The organism is Enterobacter cloacae complex sp. 372C4, from assembly GCF_050030615.1.
In the GTDB taxonomy this organism is placed as follows: Bacteria; Pseudomonadota; Gammaproteobacteria; order Enterobacterales; family Enterobacteriaceae; genus Enterobacter; species Enterobacter intestinihominis.
Genome location: NZ_JBLGUQ010000001.1, coordinates 4,378,149 through 4,393,059, shown reverse-complemented (window position 1 = coordinate 4,393,059; position 14,911 = coordinate 4,378,149). Strand labels below are relative to the sequence as shown.

17 protein-coding genes are annotated in these 14,911 nt (G+C 52.4%); 4 read left to right on the top strand and 13 right to left on the bottom strand.

What is annotated here, in order from left to right; genetic code table 11:
• Positions 1–34: 34 nt before the first annotated feature.
• The 3 genes from ACQG11_RS21290 to ppk2 form a co-directional block, all read right to left on the bottom strand.
• Entirely contained in the window at positions 35–358 is a 324-nt protein-coding gene (locus tag ACQG11_RS21290; RefSeq protein ID WP_022648204.1) for a CcdB family protein, read from the bottom strand.
• The gene (locus ACQG11_RS21285) at positions 358–546 is read right to left on the bottom strand and encodes a hypothetical protein (RefSeq protein WP_126502989.1); all 189 of its coding nucleotides are present in this window, start codon (positions 544–546) and stop codon (positions 358–360) included. Before ACQG11_RS21285 ends, ACQG11_RS21290 begins: the two co-directional genes overlap by 1 nt.
• A 101-nt stretch (positions 547–647) precedes the next feature.
• The gene (gene ppk2 / locus ACQG11_RS21280) at positions 648–1,466 is read right to left on the bottom strand and encodes a polyphosphate kinase 2 (RefSeq protein WP_032671172.1); all 819 of its coding nucleotides are present in this window, start codon (positions 1,464–1,466) and stop codon (positions 648–650) included.
• A gap of 161 nt (positions 1,467–1,627) precedes the next feature.
• Between ppk2 and araJ the strand changes: the two genes are divergently transcribed.
• Complete coding sequence (araJ, locus tag ACQG11_RS21275; RefSeq protein ID WP_023300172.1) at positions 1,628–2,803, top strand: MFS transporter AraJ; 1,176 nt, start codon at positions 1,628–1,630, stop codon at positions 2,801–2,803.
• A gap of 39 nt (positions 2,804–2,842) precedes the next feature.
• On the opposite strand, the gene ACQG11_RS21270 is transcribed toward araJ, so the two are convergent.
• A complete protein-coding gene (locus ACQG11_RS21270; protein ID WP_426728769.1) occupies positions 2,843–4,045 on the bottom strand; it encodes an NAD(P)/FAD-dependent oxidoreductase in 1,203 nt (400 codons plus the stop codon).
• 130 nt (positions 4,046–4,175) lie between these two features.
• Between ACQG11_RS21270 and ACQG11_RS21265 the strand changes: the two genes are divergently transcribed.
• A complete protein-coding gene (locus tag ACQG11_RS21265) occupies positions 4,176–4,685 on the top strand; it encodes an RrF2 family transcriptional regulator (protein WP_022648200.1) in 510 nt (169 codons plus the stop codon).
• Positions 4,686–4,724: 39 nt separating this feature from the next.
• On the opposite strand, the gene adhP is transcribed toward ACQG11_RS21265, so the two are convergent.
• The 9 genes from adhP to ACQG11_RS21220 all read right to left on the bottom strand — a co-directional run bounded on the left by adhP (position 4,725) and on the right by ACQG11_RS21220 (position 13,390).
• Entirely contained in the window at positions 4,725–5,735 is a 1,011-nt protein-coding gene (adhP, locus tag ACQG11_RS21260; protein WP_022648199.1) for an alcohol dehydrogenase AdhP, read from the bottom strand.
• Between the two features lie 205 nt (positions 5,736–5,940).
• Positions 5,941–7,650 (bottom strand): ABC-F family ATP-binding cassette domain-containing protein, encoded by a 1,710-nt coding sequence (locus tag ACQG11_RS21255; protein ID WP_426728768.1) that lies wholly within the window; start codon positions 7,648–7,650, stop codon positions 5,941–5,943.
• 586 nt (positions 7,651–8,236) lie between these two features.
• On the bottom strand, positions 8,237–8,719 hold the full coding sequence (locus tag ACQG11_RS21250) for a DUF2778 domain-containing protein (protein WP_426728767.1): 483 nt from the start codon (positions 8,717–8,719) through the stop codon (positions 8,237–8,239).
• Positions 8,716–9,201: an Hcp family type VI secretion system effector gene (locus ACQG11_RS21245; RefSeq protein ID WP_063148916.1), complete on the bottom strand. Its 486-nt coding sequence runs from the start codon at positions 9,199–9,201 to the stop codon at positions 8,716–8,718. The genes ACQG11_RS21250 and ACQG11_RS21245 overlap by 4 nt, the downstream gene beginning before the upstream one ends.
• A 300-nt stretch (positions 9,202–9,501) precedes the next feature.
• Positions 9,502–11,199 (bottom strand): NAD-dependent malic enzyme, encoded by a 1,698-nt coding sequence (locus ACQG11_RS21240; protein ID WP_022648194.1) that lies wholly within the window; start codon positions 11,197–11,199, stop codon positions 9,502–9,504.
• 176 nt (positions 11,200–11,375) lie between these two features.
• Positions 11,376–11,513 (bottom strand): stationary-phase-induced ribosome-associated protein, encoded by a 138-nt coding sequence (sra, locus tag ACQG11_RS21235; protein WP_023300167.1) that lies wholly within the window; start codon positions 11,511–11,513, stop codon positions 11,376–11,378.
• Positions 11,514–11,608: 95 nt separating this feature from the next.
• Positions 11,609–11,824, bottom strand: coding sequence for a biofilm-dependent modulation protein (gene bdm / locus ACQG11_RS21230; protein WP_022648192.1), 216 nt, complete (start codon positions 11,822–11,824; stop codon positions 11,609–11,611).
• A gap of 141 nt (positions 11,825–11,965) precedes the next feature.
• Entirely contained in the window at positions 11,966–12,487 is a 522-nt protein-coding gene (locus ACQG11_RS21225; RefSeq protein ID WP_023306248.1) for a VOC family protein, read from the bottom strand.
• 51 nt (positions 12,488–12,538) lie between these two features.
• Entirely contained in the window at positions 12,539–13,390 is an 852-nt protein-coding gene (locus tag ACQG11_RS21220; protein ID WP_426728905.1) for a Vmh family MBL fold metallo-hydrolase, read from the bottom strand.
• A 111-nt stretch (positions 13,391–13,501) separates the two neighbouring features.
• Here ACQG11_RS21220 and ACQG11_RS21215 point away from each other — a divergent pair, with 111 nt between their 5' ends.
• Together ACQG11_RS21215 and ACQG11_RS21210 are read left to right on the top strand one after the other, a co-directional pair.
• Positions 13,502–14,389, top strand: coding sequence for a LysR family transcriptional regulator (locus tag ACQG11_RS21215; protein ID WP_072202552.1), 888 nt, complete (start codon positions 13,502–13,504; stop codon positions 14,387–14,389).
• Positions 14,390–14,458: 69 nt separating this feature from the next.
• Positions 14,459–14,887 (top strand): OsmC family protein, encoded by a 429-nt coding sequence (locus ACQG11_RS21210; RefSeq protein ID WP_003857069.1) that lies wholly within the window; start codon positions 14,459–14,461, stop codon positions 14,885–14,887.
• Positions 14,888–14,911 lie beyond the last annotated feature (24 nt).

The window sequence follows — 14,911 nt, the reverse complement described above, 5'->3', positions numbered from 1 at the left end:
TTGTCCGGCGGCGCTGCGCTTGTGCGGCTTTTAGCTACGTATTGGTAATTAACGCATCAATTCCTGCAAGAACACTGCTTCTTGCACTGCGCAGATTACATACATAATCCTTATTATTAAGTTTTTTTGTCTCCACGTGTGTGATGTTGGCTGTATTAAGAAAATATGTCTGGAATTCAAGGTTCACCAGTGGCGTTGCAGCGTTTGAATATCCTCTTAAATGATTGTGATAGCTTAACGGGACAATAAGTCTCGTTGATAAGTCGTCATAATAATCGTGCTGAATAATCATAAAATAGGGTTGATATTCACACGTTCTGTTTGATGGATTGCGGTAAACGTCAAACTGAAAACACATCAAAGCCCTCCGAAATAAGGGTCATCCGATAATAGCCCGGCTTTGGCCGTTAATTCATTCAATGCTTTAATAAATCCTTGATCCTGTTGACGCTGCCGCTTGAGCTCTCCTGCTGTAGAGAGTGGGCGAGGTCTATTCCCCGTAGGGCGCTCTGTCGTAGCACATCTTTCTGTGCGGTTCGGTTTCATGTTTTCTCCTTTGTTGGTGCGGTCATTATCAACCGCAGCCAACAAAAAACAATACTGTTTCCCCTGGTAATCTACACTATGCGAGCCGTCTTCCAGTAATATCAAAACCGCTCTGCAATATACCGGAAGGGATATTTTGTTGGCTTCACTTTGCCAATCTTGCGTTTCGGTAAATCCACCTTGTCAACGTGAATTTCTTTATAGGGGATCTGTGAAAGCAGATGCGAAATAATATTCAGCCGCACCCGTTTTTTATCTTCTGAGCGCGCCACAAACCACGGTGCCCAGGCGGTGTCGGTTGCTTTAAACATCGCATCACGGGCGAGGGTATATTCATCCCACAGATTGAAAGATTTTATGTCCATTGGAGACAGCTTCCAGATCTTGCGACCATCATTAATGCGATCGCGCAGGCGGCGTTCCTGCTCTTTTGGCGTTACTTCAAGCCAGTATTTCAACAATATGATACCGGCATCGACCATCGCTTTTTCCATTACCGGCGTTCCATCAAGAAATTTTTCGGCCTGCTCTTCGGTACAGAAACCCATTACTCTTTCCACGCCTGCGCGGTTGTACCAGCTGCGGTCAAAAATGACGATTTCACCGGCAGAGGGCAGATGGGGAACGTAACGCTGAAAATAGAGCTGACTTTTTTCTTTATCGGTGGGGGCCGGTAATGCAACAACGCGAAACACCCGGGGGCTGACGCGTTCGGTGATGGCTTTGATGGCGCCGCCTTTACCCGCGCCGTCTCGCCCTTCAAAAACAATACAGACCTTTAACCCTTTGGCGACCACCCATTGCTGGAGCTTAACCAGTTCAACATGGAGGCGGCGAAGCTCTTGCTCGTACGCTTTGGTTTTGAGCGGCGCGTTTTTAACGACATCATCAACAACACGGGTTTTCTTCTTACTGACCATGGCGGGTCTCCCTATGGGTCCGGTCGCGGGATCGAGGCCGTACTAAGCGTGAAATCGGCCTGAATGAATGGATTAATGTGTCAGAAAGCTGATTTGAACTGGTTCACCATACAAGTTTAATCAATAATGCACGCTGCGTATTTTTTAACAGTGGTCGCGGTATGAAAAAAACAATTTTTTCGTTAGCACTGGCTACCTTTGGCCTGGGGATGGCTGAATTTGGCATTATGGGCGTGCTGACAGAACTGGCTCATGATACGGGCATTTCGATTCCCTCCGCCGGAAATATGATTTCGTTTTACGCTTTTGGCGTAGTGATCGGCGCGCCGATTGTGGCGCTGTTCTCCAGTAAATTTTCGCTGAAAACAACGCTGCTGTTTCTGGTGGCGATGTGCGTCGTCGGTAACGCGCTCTTTACCTTCTCTGACACCTACATAGGGCTGGCGGCGGGGCGCTTAATCTCTGGTTTCCCGCATGGCGCGATTTTCGGTGTGGGGGCGATAATCCTGTCAAAAATTGCGCCACCGGGTAAGGTGACGGTTGCTGTAGCAGGGATGATTGCCGGGATGACCGTTGCCAATTTGCTTGGCGTCCCGCTCGGGACCTGGCTGGGACATGAATTTAACTGGCGCTACACCTTCTTTTTGATTGCCGTCTTTGATGCGCTGGTGATCCTCTCTGTTCTGCTGTGGGTGCCAGACATTCACGACACGACAACCACCCGGCTGACAGAACAATTCCACTTCCTGAAAAAACCGGAACCGTGGCTAATTTTTGCCGCAACGATGTTTGGCAATGCCGGGGTGTTTGCCTGGTTTAGCTTCGTGAAGCCGTTTATGGTCAACGTGTCAGGCTTTTCCGAGGGCGTCATGACCGCGATCATGATGCTGATGGGGTTGGGCATGGTGCTGGGTAATGTCTTCAGCGGCAAGCTGTCGTCGCGCTTTAGCCCGCTGCGCATTGCTGCCACCACCGACATGGTGATTGTGGCTTCGCTGCTGTTACTGTTCGCGTTTGGCGAGCTTAAAACAGCTTCACTGGTAATGGGATTTGTTTGCTGCGCCGGGCTGTTTGCGCTCTCTGCGCCGCTGCAAATACTGCTGCTGCAAAATGCGAAAGGCGGCGAGATGCTGGGGGCCGCAGGCGGGCAAATGGCGTTTAACCTCGGCAGCGCAATAGGCGCGTATTTCGGTGGAATGATGATTACGCTCGGCTTTAGCTGGAGCTATGTCACGCTTCCGGCAGCGATCTTATCCTTCTCAGCAATGACCTCTCTGTTGATGTACGGTTTTTTATGTGCCAAAAAGCGTCAGACCAACGCAGGAGCGCTGGCCTGATTTCACGCTTTGCCCGCTGGTCGCGGGCACAGGAGGGGACTACACGAATTTCGGCAGCGGGTCTGCGGCGGCAAATGCGACAGCTTTGTCTGCTGCTGGCGGGTAAATCAGTTCGTTGGTGATGGCGACTTTGATCTTTTTGCCTTCCTCGCGCACGGATTTAACACGCTGTTCCCAGCCCTCGGTGTACACCGCGCCCCAGCCACCCAGATCCAGACAGGTGACGTAATTCACCTGACGGTAAGGGTACGGCTCCAGATTTAACAGGCTGGCAGCTGCGTTATGTCCGGCGAATTTCCCCAGCTGGATCGCGTGCTGGCAGGTCATCAGTGCCGTGTTGCCCGCATCGTCCGTTTTGGCGTGCGCCATATCACCCGTCGCGTAAACCTCCGGATGCGCAGGGACCTGCAACGTGTCGGTGACGATAAGGCGTCCCTGAGTGTCGCGTTCCCCGTCAATTTGCAGGCTGAGGGGGTTAGCTTCTACCCCTGCCGTCCACACTACAGTCGCGCTGGCAATGCGCTCTCCGTTTTTCAGCGTCACGCCGCTGGCATCAATAGCTTCAATTTCACTGTTTAAACGCCATTCAACGTCCAGCGCGTTGCTTGCTTCTTCAATGGTGTTACGCAGCGCTTCGCTGTAACGCCCGCCAATGGTTGGACCTCTTTCAACTACGATCACTTTAGTCTTTGTATCGGTGCCGAAGCGGGTGCGAAGACGAGCAGGGAGTTCCGTTGCCAGCTCAATGCCGGTAAAACCGCCGCCACACACGACCACGGTATTGCGTTCTGGGGTGGAGGGGCGCGAAACCAGCGAATCAAGATGTTGCTCGAACAGCCTGGCGGAGTCGAGTTGGTCGATATCAAATGCGTATTCAGTCAGATCGGCAATCGGCGGACGTTTACTCTGGCTACCGGTTGCGAGGATCAGACGTTCCCAGTTGACTTCGGCAATGGCGCCGTTTGAATCGCGATACAAAACGGTTTTAGATGAGGTATCAATACGTTGTGCTTCGCCCGAAATAAAGGCAATACCCAGCTCAGCAAACAGTTCGGTCAGTGGCGCGACCATCGTCGACACGTTCTCTTCATAAAAACGTGGACGAACGCGCAGTTCCGGCACCGGGGCCAGCACGGCAATGCTGAGGCTATTATTACCTTCCAGAGCAGAAAGACGCGCGGCGCTGACCGCAGCCCACATACCGGAAAACCCACTACCCACAATTAAAATCTGCTTTTTCATACTCGATCCTTTTGTTCGTCAGGCTGTGTGTCTGACATAACTGCCACTATACTTGTCGGAGTTAACTGCGACAACTTCTTTCTGAGTTAAAATTCGTTATAATGCAGCGAACAATGACCCGGAGTGAGCCATGGCGTTTTACAGTTCTGGTGTGGAATATGGCATTCATAGCCTGATGTGTATGGTGGATGCAAAAGGCAATGAGCGTGAGATGAGCGTCCGGGAGATGGCGGCCTTGCAGGGCGTACCGTACGACTATCTTGGGAAGATTTTCACTCGTTTGTCACGCGCGGGGCTGGTTATCAGCACTGAAGGCAAGGGGGGAGGATTCCGGCTGGCGCGTCCGGCAGAGCTGATCAGCGTGCTGGACGTGGCGCACGCCATCGACGGCGATAAGAATATGTTCGAATGTCGGGAAGTGCGTCAGCGCCTGGCGGTATTTGATGAAACGCCACCGGCCTGGGTCTGTGACGGACCGTGCGGGGTGCGATCGGTTATGGACAGCGCGCAGCAGCGGATGGAAGAGGAGTTAGGACGCCATACCATCCTGGATCTGGCGCGGAAGATGTATCGAAAAGCGCCGGACACGTTCCAGATCGAGGTTCAGGAGTGGATTTCCGATCGCCGTTCGTCTACGTGACAGGCCGGGCAGGGCAAACCCGCTACCCGGCCACCGCGGTTAAGAACGTAAATCAATCACCATACGGCCACGGATCTGGCCCTGTTCCATCTCTTTAAAGATGGCGTTGATATCTTCCAGTGGGCGCAGCGTGACTTTCGGAACCACCTTACCTTCAGCCGCAAACTGGAAGGCTTCGAGCAGATCCTGACGAGTACCCACCAGAGAGCCCACCACCTGAATCCCATCCAGGACCAGACGTGGAATATCCAGGCTCATCGCTTCCGGCGGCAGGCCAACAGCCACCACGCGGCCTCCGGCGCGAACCGCGTCAACGGCAGAGTTGAAGGCCGCTTTCGCTACCGCCGTCACCACTGCCGCATGTGCGCCGCCGGTTTTCTCCTGAATCACTTTTGCCGCATCTTCACTGCGGGAGTTCACGGTTAAGTCTGCGCCCATGCTGGCAGCGAGCTTCAACTGCTCGTCATTCACGTCAATGGCGATAACTTTCGCATTAAAGACATTTTTGGCGTATTGCAGTGCGAGGTTGCCCAGACCGCCCAGGCCATAGATCGCAATCCACTGGCCGGGTTTGATCTCAGAGACTTTTACCGCTTTGTAGGTGGTGACCCCGGCGCAGGTGATGCTGCTGGCCGCCGCAGAGTCCAGACCCTCCGGGACTTTAACCGCGTAATCCGCGGTCACGATGCACTCTTCTGCCATGCCGCCGTCGACGGAGTAACCCGCGTTTTTTACGTCACGGCACAGAGTTTCGTTGCCGGTATTACAATATTCACAGTGGCCACAGCCTTCGAAGAACCACGCCACGCTTGCACGATCGCCAACTTTCAGTGACGTGACGCCCGGACCAATCTCTTTGACAATACCAATCCCTTCATGGCCGAGGATCACCCCGGTCTTGTCGCCAAAATCGCCATTTTTAACATGGAGATCGGTATGGCAAACGCCACAGCACTCCATCTTCAGCAGCGCTTCACCATGTTTGAGCGCGCGTAAGGTTTTCTCTGTAACGTTAACCTGATGATCCTGAGTGACAACAGCAGCCTTCATGTGTTTCTCCTTTTACTAATGAGTATCTGCATAGCAGGTGTAATACCCATTAAGGATTAATAGTTTGGCGCTGTAATGCAAGGCAACCGCAACATAATGTCATCAATTAATTCAGTTTCAGATTAAGAATACGCTGATCCTCTAATAATCAGTAGGGGAAAACGCTAACGTAAAAAACCCGGCGTAATGACCGCCGGGTACAGATTTATAGTTGGGCTTCTATCTCCTCAATCTCTCTTCGCCATTGCGCCTGCAACTGCGGTTTTTGGTGTTTTGGCTTGCGCGCCAAATCCTCTTCCAGCAGCGTTTCCAGGGCAACCAGGCGTTCGAGCAAATCGTCAGACGCTGAAGGTGGTGCCTTCGATGCAGTCTTCGATGCCCCAGGCACCACCGGACCGGTGCCCGCACGCAGGCGCTCAAACACCGCCTCCGCATCGTGCCATTCGTTAAGCCTGCCGTCCTCAATCAGCCAGTAGCGGTTACAGCTCTGGCTAATTAACTGACGATCGTGGCTCACCAGCAGCACTCCGCCTTCAAACTGTTGCAGTGTTTCCGCCAGCGCCTCTTTGCCTTCCATGTCCAGGTGGTTGGTTGGCTCATCCAGCATCAGAAGGCTATAGCGAGCAAGCGTCAGGCCGATGAACAGCAGGCGCGAACGTTCCCCACCGCTCAGCGTACTGACTTTTTGCCCGTGACGCGCCCACGGGAACCCGGCACTGATGAGGGCCATTTTACGGGTCTGCGGATCTGGCGCGAAAGGCTCCAGCGCGTCAAAGATTGTTGCCTCCTCCGAAAGCTGATTCAGCGTCTGATCGTAATAGCCTGGCGACACGCGAGGATGAAGTTTCAGGCCAGCCTCTGAAGGTTCACCTGAAAAATGCCGCCAGATAAGCTTCATCAGTGATGATTTGCCGCAGCCATTACGCCCGACGATAGCCACGCGATCGCCACTTCTAAGCCGCGCAATGTCGACGTGAAACAGCTCAGACAGGCCAGGCTCAGGCGCTACGATTAGGTTTTCCATCTCCAGTAGCCGGTCTGCCCGCAGGGCGTCACCGCGCAGGGTTAATGTCCACGGACTGCCTGCGGTGAGCTCTGTCTGACTCTCCTTAAGCCGTTCGACCTGCTTTTCCATCTGTTTGGCTTTGCGGGCCAGATCTTCGTTATCGTAGACCTTGCCCCAGGTGGCCAGCCGTCTGGCACTGGCGGTTACGCGGTCAATCTCCTTTTGCTCCGCCTTATGCCGCAGCGCATCACTTTCGTCTTTGGCTACCAGCGCCTGACGCGCGGCGGTGCAGGGAAGGGCGAAGTAGTGCAACATCTTATCGCGCAGGATCCAGCTGCCGTTGGTGACGGCATCCAATAGTTGCCTGTCGTGTGAGACCAGCACAAAGCTGCCGGACCAGTTCTGTAAAAACTGTTCCAGCCAGAGCAGGGTCGGCAAATCGAGGTGGTTACTCGGTTCGTCCAGCAGTAACAGATCTGGATCGCCGATCAGCGCCCGCGCCAGCAGGAGACGCGTATGCTGCCCGCCGCTCAGCGTTGCCGACGTTAAGGCCATGTCCTGCGGTGTAAAGCCCATACCCGCCAGCAGCGTTTCAGCTTTCCAGTGCAGACTCTCGCGTTCAGTCGCGGGCAGTTGCGCCAGCACGGCATCCAGCATGGTCAGGGGATAAATGGCTTCTGGCAGGTGTTGCTCAACGCGCGCCATCAGACAGTATCCGGCCAATGCGACGGTTCCGGCAGCAGGGGAGTCTGTGCCGTCCAACACCTTCAGCAACGTACTTTTGCCGCAGCCGTTGTCGCCCAGCAGGCCAATGCGGTCGCCTTTTTTCAGCGTAAAGGAGAGGGAGTCGAACAGCGTGCCAAACGCCGTATCAACACGTAAAGATTGTGCAGTGAGTAAAGTGCTCATTGTTGCTTACCCAAGAGTTACAGGCATGTTTATGCCTCGTCAAACATCGCTGACGATAACTCAGTAAGCCCGAGAGAAGGGATTTCAGGGGTTGGTGTCTTCGCTCAAGCGGAAGTTATCGCAGCACGATACCGATAACGCTTGAGCTGGTGCGATCACCAAATGTATGTGAAACATTGAAAATTTCACAGTACAGCATAATTGGCCTCCTTATAAGTTAAGTGATTATTAGTAACCATCACTATACAACATTTTCATAGAATGAACATACTACTGCGGCAAAAAGCGATATCTTCGGTTGCGGATACAGAACTAAGCGCGTGATGTGATAAAAGGAAGGGCAGCGTCGCTGCCCAGAATCATCTTTTTCGTATAAGCAAATACAGGGATAACGTGATTACAGACGCAATGAATATGGCCATGCCGAAGAAAACATACAAAACAAAATCCATTATCCTTTCGTCGCCATATATTCCAAAAAGCTCCACAAAATCGTACTGCGTTTCTGGTGGAACAATCTTGTAGAGTGTGAATATTGATAGAAACACGGCTATACACCACAACAACACAAGGAATGCCGCCTTCATTAATAGACCTGCACAACGCCATGTGCAATCATGTAGTTTCCCAATTGCTGCCCTCCAGTTCGAAGTAAGGCTGATGCCAGAATCTTAAAATCGCTCTGACTATAAAGTGTAATACAACCCTTACTTATGCCAGATGGCCCGATAGGGTGTAACCGGAATTCACCTCGCCTTACGCCTTTCACAAAAGTCTCATCATTTATCAATCCGTCATCGCGATATAATGCAAACCATTCGTTCCGATTCGAACCGGTGAAAAATGCGTTAACACTATCCTTAGTTTGAGTATACCAACCCCCTAATCCACGTAAAAGTATGTAATAGCGACCAGGTGGGAGTGGGCCGATATCAGGTATATTTGCGCTTTCTGCACGGTTCGTCGCGTCACCATTCCCTGAAAATGCAGGAAAAAAGCCAACTCCGGGCACAGACAAAGTAGCGTACGTACCTTCGTTGAGGTGGAAAAAGCACTGTAGGAGATTCATGATCTGTCATTCCAGGAATCAGCAAAGATGATATTACCGTCACAGTGTCGCCATGTGATCTTCTCGTAACGGAGGGAAATATTTTCTAAATGATTATGTTTTTCCATTGCTGCATTTTTTACGTCATGCATCACCGGGCATATTGAGACCACTTTAACGTTCTCAAGGAACATGTTGAAGTATTCGACCTCTTGACCAGCATCATTGATTTTGTACCACTTAAACTCGGCACTTTTTAGCGTTTGGCCTTTTGCTACAGCCTTGTATAAGTAAGGGCTGGAACTGTCGAACTCCTTTTCAAAAACCAGAGCGCTATGCATGCGCGTACCCGTGATTTTTCCTGTCATATTATCTGTCGGTAGATGCAGTCCATGACCGAATCCTAATACTTCAATACTGCCCTCGCGATATTGCACATCAACCGCGCCTTTGATATCTGCGCCGCCGTCATCTTTCAGCCATAGATATGCTGGGATTGCCATTTCAAAACTCCTTTTTCAATAAATGAATTTAGTGATGCAAAACGTTACTAAACGCTTAAGAAAAACTATTTGTTAGGCAAGAAGTGTTATGTAAAATATATATATTTTAAAAGGATATAGATTTTTGATTAGGTATGCATTTTTCAAATGATCGATCCTGCTGCATTTGAAAGCCAAATTATCATGAGTGACTTTCAACAAAGCATTTATAGGCAGGATTAAGGGAATTAGAGGAAAAAGGGAGAAGGGACTTCACGTTCCCTCTCCCTTGTGAAGAGAGGGAACGTTCAAAACTCCGATTTAAATCGAAGTACGACGATAGCTACGGTATTCCGGCATCCAGAAGTTATCATCAATCGCCTGCTGCAACGCATCGGCAGAGGTTTTCACCGCGACGCCTTGCTGCTGCGCCATTTTGCCTACCGCGAAGGCAATTGCGCGGGACACTTTGTGAATGTCTTTCAGCTCCGGCAGTACCAGGCCTTCACCGTTATTCACCAGCGGAGAGTGACCTGCCAGCGTTTCGCTCGCGGACATCAGCATTTCGTCGGTGATGCGGGACGCGCCGGAGGCGATAACTCCCAGACCAATACCCGGGAAGATATAGGAGTTATTGCACTGCGCGATGGGGTAGAGTTTGTCCTTCCACACCACCGGATCAAACGGACTGCCGGTTGCGACCAGTGCCTTACCTTCGGTCCATGCGATGATGTCCTGCGGCGTTGCCTCCACGCGTGAAGTCGGGTTAGATAGCGGCATCACGATAGGGCGTTCGCAGTGCTTGTGCATCTCGCGAATAATCTCTTCCGTGAAGAGGCCGGTCTGCCCGGACACGCCGATCAGAATGTCCGGCTTCACGTTGCGCACCACGTCAAGAAGCGAGAGCACTTCGTTATCCGTATCCCAGTTTTTCAGGTTTTCGCGCTTCTGCACCAGTTTGGTCTGGAACGGGAGCAGGTTTGGCATGCCGTCGGTCAGCAGGCCAAAACGGTCCACCATAAAGACGCGGGAGCGGGCCAGCTCTTCGCTTAAGCCTTCGCGCTGGGTCTGGGCAATAATTTGCTCGGCGATGCCGCAGCCCGCGGAGCCTGCACCCAGGAAGACAATTTTCTGATAGCTGAGCTGGCTGCCTGCCGCACGGCTCGCAGCAATCAGCGTACCGACGGTCACTGCCGCAGTGCCCTGAATGTCATCGTTGAACGAGCAGATCTCATCGCGGTAGCGGTTCAGCAGCGGCATGGCGTTTTTCTGTGCGAAGTCTTCGAACTGCAACAGCACGTCAGGCCAGCGGTGCTTCACGGCCTGGATGAAATCATCCACAAACTGATAGTACTCGTCGTCGGTAATGCGCGGGTGACGCCAGCCCATGTACAGCGGATCGTTCAACAGTTGCTGGTTATTGGTCCCCACGTCAAGTACCACCGGCAGGGTGTAGGCCGGGCTGATCCCGCCGCAGGCGGTATACAGCGAGAGCTTACCGATGGGGATCCCCATCCCGCCAATGCCCTGGTCACCGAGGCCCAGAATACGTTCGCCATCGGTCACCACGATCACCTTGATGTTGTGGTTAGGCACGTTTTGCAGAATGTCATCCATGTTGTGACGGTTCTGATAAGAGATGAACACACCGCGGGAACGACGGTAGATCTCTGAGAAGCGTTCACACGCTGCGCCGACGGTGGGGGTGTAAATGACGGGCATCATCTCTTCAAGATGGTTCTGCACGAGGCGGTAGAAGAGGGTTTCGTTGGTGTCCTGAATATTACGCAGGTAGATGTGTTTATCGATTTCGGTTTTAAAGCCCTGATACTGGATCCAGGCACGTTCTGCCTGTTCTTCAATGGTTTCAACCACTTCAGGCAGCAGGCCCAGCAGGTTAAAGCTGCTGCGCTCTTCCATGCTAAAGGCGCTGCCTTTGTTCAGAAGGGGGAACTCCAGTAAAACCGGACCGGCGTAAGGAATATAAAGGGAACGATGTTTTTTCAGTTTGTTGTCCATGTCACTCACTCTTTTTAAGAAGATCCGTCCCTGACACTGCTGTTTGTCATCTTTCTGGCCTGTGCTACGGGGTGCGGTCGGTTGGTATTATAAAGGAGCTGAATATTAATTACCGCAACACATAAACAAAAACACCATCGGGATTACCGATGGTGTTGTGAATTTCGTGCCGGAACTTACTTGCCGGAAGGGCGTTTCCTGCCGGTGGCGTGGGTAACTTGCGTTTCGCTACCCTCCTCAATAACCACTTTACGCTGGTTAGAAAGCTTGTAGTTCAGTCCCAGAATATGGCGTGCCTGACGGTTCGATTTCATGTTAACTCCTCAATCCTGTTGATAGTTTTAAGGACAAGCTTGCTTACGCAAACGAAATGTAACCCCTTAGGTTGCAGATCCAGCTTAGCAGGTTTTTACAGAGGTGCGTTTCGCCCACTAACCACATAGTTGATGGTTTGCTGGTAGATGTCACTGAGGATGTCATTGTCCGTGGCTTCCACCCACTTGGTCAGTTCCATCAAAATGTCATCTTCAGTAACAACACCGTGCTCGGCGTGAAGACCTTGTGCGATCGCGTTAACAAGTTCCGGTTGTGCTGCTGTGGTATGTGCCGGGTAATAAGTAAACATGCTGCCTCCGTGTCGTTGTCTGTTTAATGTTACGGCGTGCAAAATCGTAATTCACATTCAGATTGGCAAATATTTTTGCCGTTGTGGTTCAGATTCGTCCTGGAATTAAAAATAACATCTCCCGTAGCACAGAAATAAAACTCAGGGTTTCCAGCGGCGTAAATTCGTGGTTTTTTCATAAGGCATGGGCGTCGGCCAGGAGATCAATTCCACAATGCTGCCCCAGGGGGTTTGACCATAGCAGAAAGCATTGCCTTCACCTTGCTCATCCGGAAAGCTAAGCGGCTTCGGCGCGGTGAACATCTCGCCGCCGGCGGCGGTGAAAGCCGCGATGGCACTATCAAAATCATCAACATAAACAGCAAAATGCTGAAGTCCAAAGTCGCTGGCGCGAGCGGGCATTCCCTGTTCAGGGCCATGCATTTCGAAAAGTTCTATGCCGGGTCCGTGCGGCATAACAAGCATGCGAATGGCATGAATTTTAGTGCCGGGAAATAATTTTAAGGTGTGCTGCTGGGCGGGCTGATCGATATTATCGGTTTCTGCATCGACAGAATGATATAAAACCTGTGCGCCGAAAGCGCGTTCAAAAAATAGGGTGGCTTTTTCAATGTCGGGCACCGTAATACCGATATGGTCAATACCCCTTACTGACGATGTCATAGTAAACTCCTGCTATAAAAAATTTAAATATAGCAGGAGATAATCAGCTTATTACCACTTCATTTCGCCGGTATTCACTTTGGCACTCAGTTCCAGCGAACTTTCTTCCGCAAGGTTCGGCCACTGTTTTTTCATCGCGTTGATGACGCCAGTTGATTCTTTATGCGTCCTGAGGGCCTTTTCAAACTGCTGTAGATAGCGACGGGTAAAGTCGATAGCGCCGGTACCCGCTGGCGGTGTCCCAAGGTAGTGGCCCGGAATAACGCGTTCGGGCTTAAGGGCAGCCATGCTATCCAGCGTCTTCTGCCACTGTTTACGGCTTTCCGGCGTTTGGGTATCCGCCGTCCAGACGTGAATGCCCCATGAGACGCCCGTGCCGCCGAGGATGGTTTTGGCGGATGGGATCCAGACGTACGCCGCATAGCTTTCAGGCTCTTCAATGCTTACTCTCTCACCGTCAATCATAAAGGTGGTTGAGGCAAGCACTTGCGGCACGTAGAGCTGCGTCGGCGCGCCATCTTTCATCTGTGGCCCCCAAAAGGCGAGCTTCGCGTCTTTTGTGGCCCTGATATGGTCCACCACCTGTTGCGTGGCGACAACTTTGGCATTAGGGAAGGCTTTCATCAGCGGTTGCAGGCCGAAATAGAAATCCGGATCGCCGGAAGTGATCACGATTTTGTTCAGCGTTTTACCGCTGTGGCGAATTTTTTCTACCAGCGCTTCGCCATCTTTCACGCTGAACTGGGCGTCAAACAGTACCGCCTCTTTCGGGCCAGATACCAGCGTGGAAGAAACGGCAAAAATGCCTTTTTCCTGCGGGTTATACGTATCAACGGTCAACGGAGCGGCAAAGACGGCCGGAGTGAAAAGGGTTGTCAACAAAGCAAGGCGGGCGATAGTCATGGTCATGTCTCTGTTCTTCAGGAAAGTCTCTATTGTACGGATCTCTTCATTTGCCAGAATTCCTGAAACAGGAGATGCTTAGTTTCATAGATCGAGCAAATGGAGGTCAAAATGGATCGCGTTATTGCCGCCCAGGTGTACAACCGCATCTGTGAGCTGGGGAGTTTAAGCGCGGCGGCGCGGGCGCTGGGGATCTCCCGTCCAATGGTGAGCCGTTACCTGGAGCAGATGGAGAAGTGGGCCGGGGCGCGGCTGGTTAACCGCTCCACCCGCAAGCTGACGCTGACGGCGGCGGGGGAGAAGGTCCTGCAAAAGACGCGCACGCTATCGCAAATTTCTCAGGAAATTGAAGATCAGTCAGTGAAGGATTTACCCTCAGGCACGCTTCGCGTCGCCTGCGCGCATTTTACCGCGATGCAGATTATCGCTCCGGTGCTGCCCGAACTGTTGCAGCGTTACCCTCAACTGCGCATTGAGCTGGATGTTAACAACCATCCGGTGAGCCTGGTGGGCGAGCGAATTGACGTGGCGATCCGCATCACCGATAACCCCGAACCGGGTATGATCGCTCGCCGGTTGGGAGAGTGTCGGTCCGTGCTTTGCGCCTCGCCGCACTACCTTGCAAGCCGGAGCGTTCCAGAGGAGCTGGAAGACTTAGCCCGGCACAACTGCCTGCATTACAGCTTTTTTGCCGGTCAGTCGTGGCGTTTTTTAACGCCGGCAGGGGAGCCGGTCACGACGGCGGTCAGCGGCAATCTCAGCGCCAGCATCTCATCTCTGCTGATGGAGGCGGCGATAAATCACTGTGGTATTGCCATGCTGCCCGAGCGCGAGGCCGACGCGGCGCTACGGCAGGGAAGCCTGGTGCCGGTGCTCAGCGCCTATACGCCAAAACCGATCGGCATTTTTGGTATTTATCAGTCGCGAGACTATCAGCCTGCGGCGCAGCGTGTGTTCCTCGACGCGCTGGCAAACCACCTTGCCACGCGATCGGACTAGTCTGTCTTCCCTGCAAAATAGATTATGCGTCCTATACTTATCCCTTTGTAAGCCAAAAGGAGAACAAGCATGACGATTCATAAGCACGGTTCAGCACACTGGTCTGGCGACATCAAACGCGGCAAAGGGACGGTATCGACCGAAAGTGGCGTCCTTAACCAGCAACCTTACGGCTTTAACACCCGCTTCGAGGGCGAGAAAGGGACTAACCCGGAAGAGCTGATTGGCGCAGCGCACGCGGCCTGTTTCTCTATGGCCCTGTCGCTAATGCTGGGCGAAGCGGGTTATACCGCCGATTCCATCGATACCACGGCGGATGTCTCGCTGGATAAAACCGACAGCGGTTTTGCCATTAGCAAAGTCGCGCTGCAAAGCAAGGTGACGGTACCGGGTATCGATCCGCAGCAGTTCGACGGCATTATCCAGAAAGCCAAGGCCGGTTGCCCGGTCTCGCAGCTGTTGAAAGCGGAAATCACGCTGGATTACAAACTGAACTGATATCGGGCCGGGCGCATGCCCGGC

What these genes read in the sequence shown, in the direction of transcription:
- ACQG11_RS21290 (WP_022648204.1), bottom strand. Translation starts at nt 358, where the DNA reads ATGTGTTTTCAGTTTGACGTTTACCGCAATCCATCAAACAGAACGTGT.
- ACQG11_RS21285 (WP_126502989.1), bottom strand. Translation starts at nt 546, where the DNA reads ATGAAACCGAACCGCACAGAAAGATGTGCTACGACAGAGCGCCCTACG.
- ppk2 (WP_032671172.1), bottom strand. Translation starts at nt 1,466, where the DNA reads ATGGTCAGTAAGAAGAAAACCCGTGTTGTTGATGATGTCGTTAAAAAC.
- araJ (WP_023300172.1), top strand. Translation starts at nt 1,628, where the DNA reads ATGAAAAAAACAATTTTTTCGTTAGCACTGGCTACCTTTGGCCTGGGG.
- ACQG11_RS21270 (WP_426728769.1), bottom strand. Translation starts at nt 4,045, where the DNA reads ATGAAAAAGCAGATTTTAATTGTGGGTAGTGGGTTTTCCGGTATGTGG.
- ACQG11_RS21265 (WP_022648200.1), top strand. Translation starts at nt 4,176, where the DNA reads ATGGCGTTTTACAGTTCTGGTGTGGAATATGGCATTCATAGCCTGATG.
- adhP (WP_022648199.1), bottom strand. Translation starts at nt 5,735, where the DNA reads ATGAAGGCTGCTGTTGTCACTCAGGATCATCAGGTTAACGTTACAGAG.
- ACQG11_RS21255 (WP_426728768.1), bottom strand. Translation starts at nt 7,650, where the DNA reads ATGAGCACTTTACTCACTGCACAATCTTTACGTGTTGATACGGCGTTT.
- ACQG11_RS21250 (WP_426728767.1), bottom strand. Translation starts at nt 8,719, where the DNA reads ATGAATCTCCTACAGTGCTTTTTCCACCTCAACGAAGGTACGTACGCT.
- ACQG11_RS21245 (WP_063148916.1), bottom strand. Translation starts at nt 9,201, where the DNA reads ATGGCAATCCCAGCATATCTATGGCTGAAAGATGACGGCGGCGCAGAT.
- ACQG11_RS21240 (WP_022648194.1), bottom strand. Translation starts at nt 11,199, where the DNA reads ATGGACAACAAACTGAAAAAACATCGTTCCCTTTATATTCCTTACGCC.
- sra (WP_023300167.1), bottom strand. Translation starts at nt 11,513, where the DNA reads ATGAAATCGAACCGTCAGGCACGCCATATTCTGGGACTGAACTACAAG.
- bdm (WP_022648192.1), bottom strand. Translation starts at nt 11,824, where the DNA reads ATGTTTACTTATTACCCGGCACATACCACAGCAGCACAACCGGAACTT.
- ACQG11_RS21225 (WP_023306248.1), bottom strand. Translation starts at nt 12,487, where the DNA reads ATGACATCGTCAGTAAGGGGTATTGACCATATCGGTATTACGGTGCCC.
- ACQG11_RS21220 (WP_426728905.1), bottom strand. Translation starts at nt 13,390, where the DNA reads ATGACTATCGCCCGCCTTGCTTTGTTGACAACCCTTTTCACTCCGGCC.
- ACQG11_RS21215 (WP_072202552.1), top strand. Translation starts at nt 13,502, where the DNA reads ATGGATCGCGTTATTGCCGCCCAGGTGTACAACCGCATCTGTGAGCTG.
- ACQG11_RS21210 (WP_003857069.1), top strand. Translation starts at nt 14,459, where the DNA reads ATGACGATTCATAAGCACGGTTCAGCACACTGGTCTGGCGACATCAAA.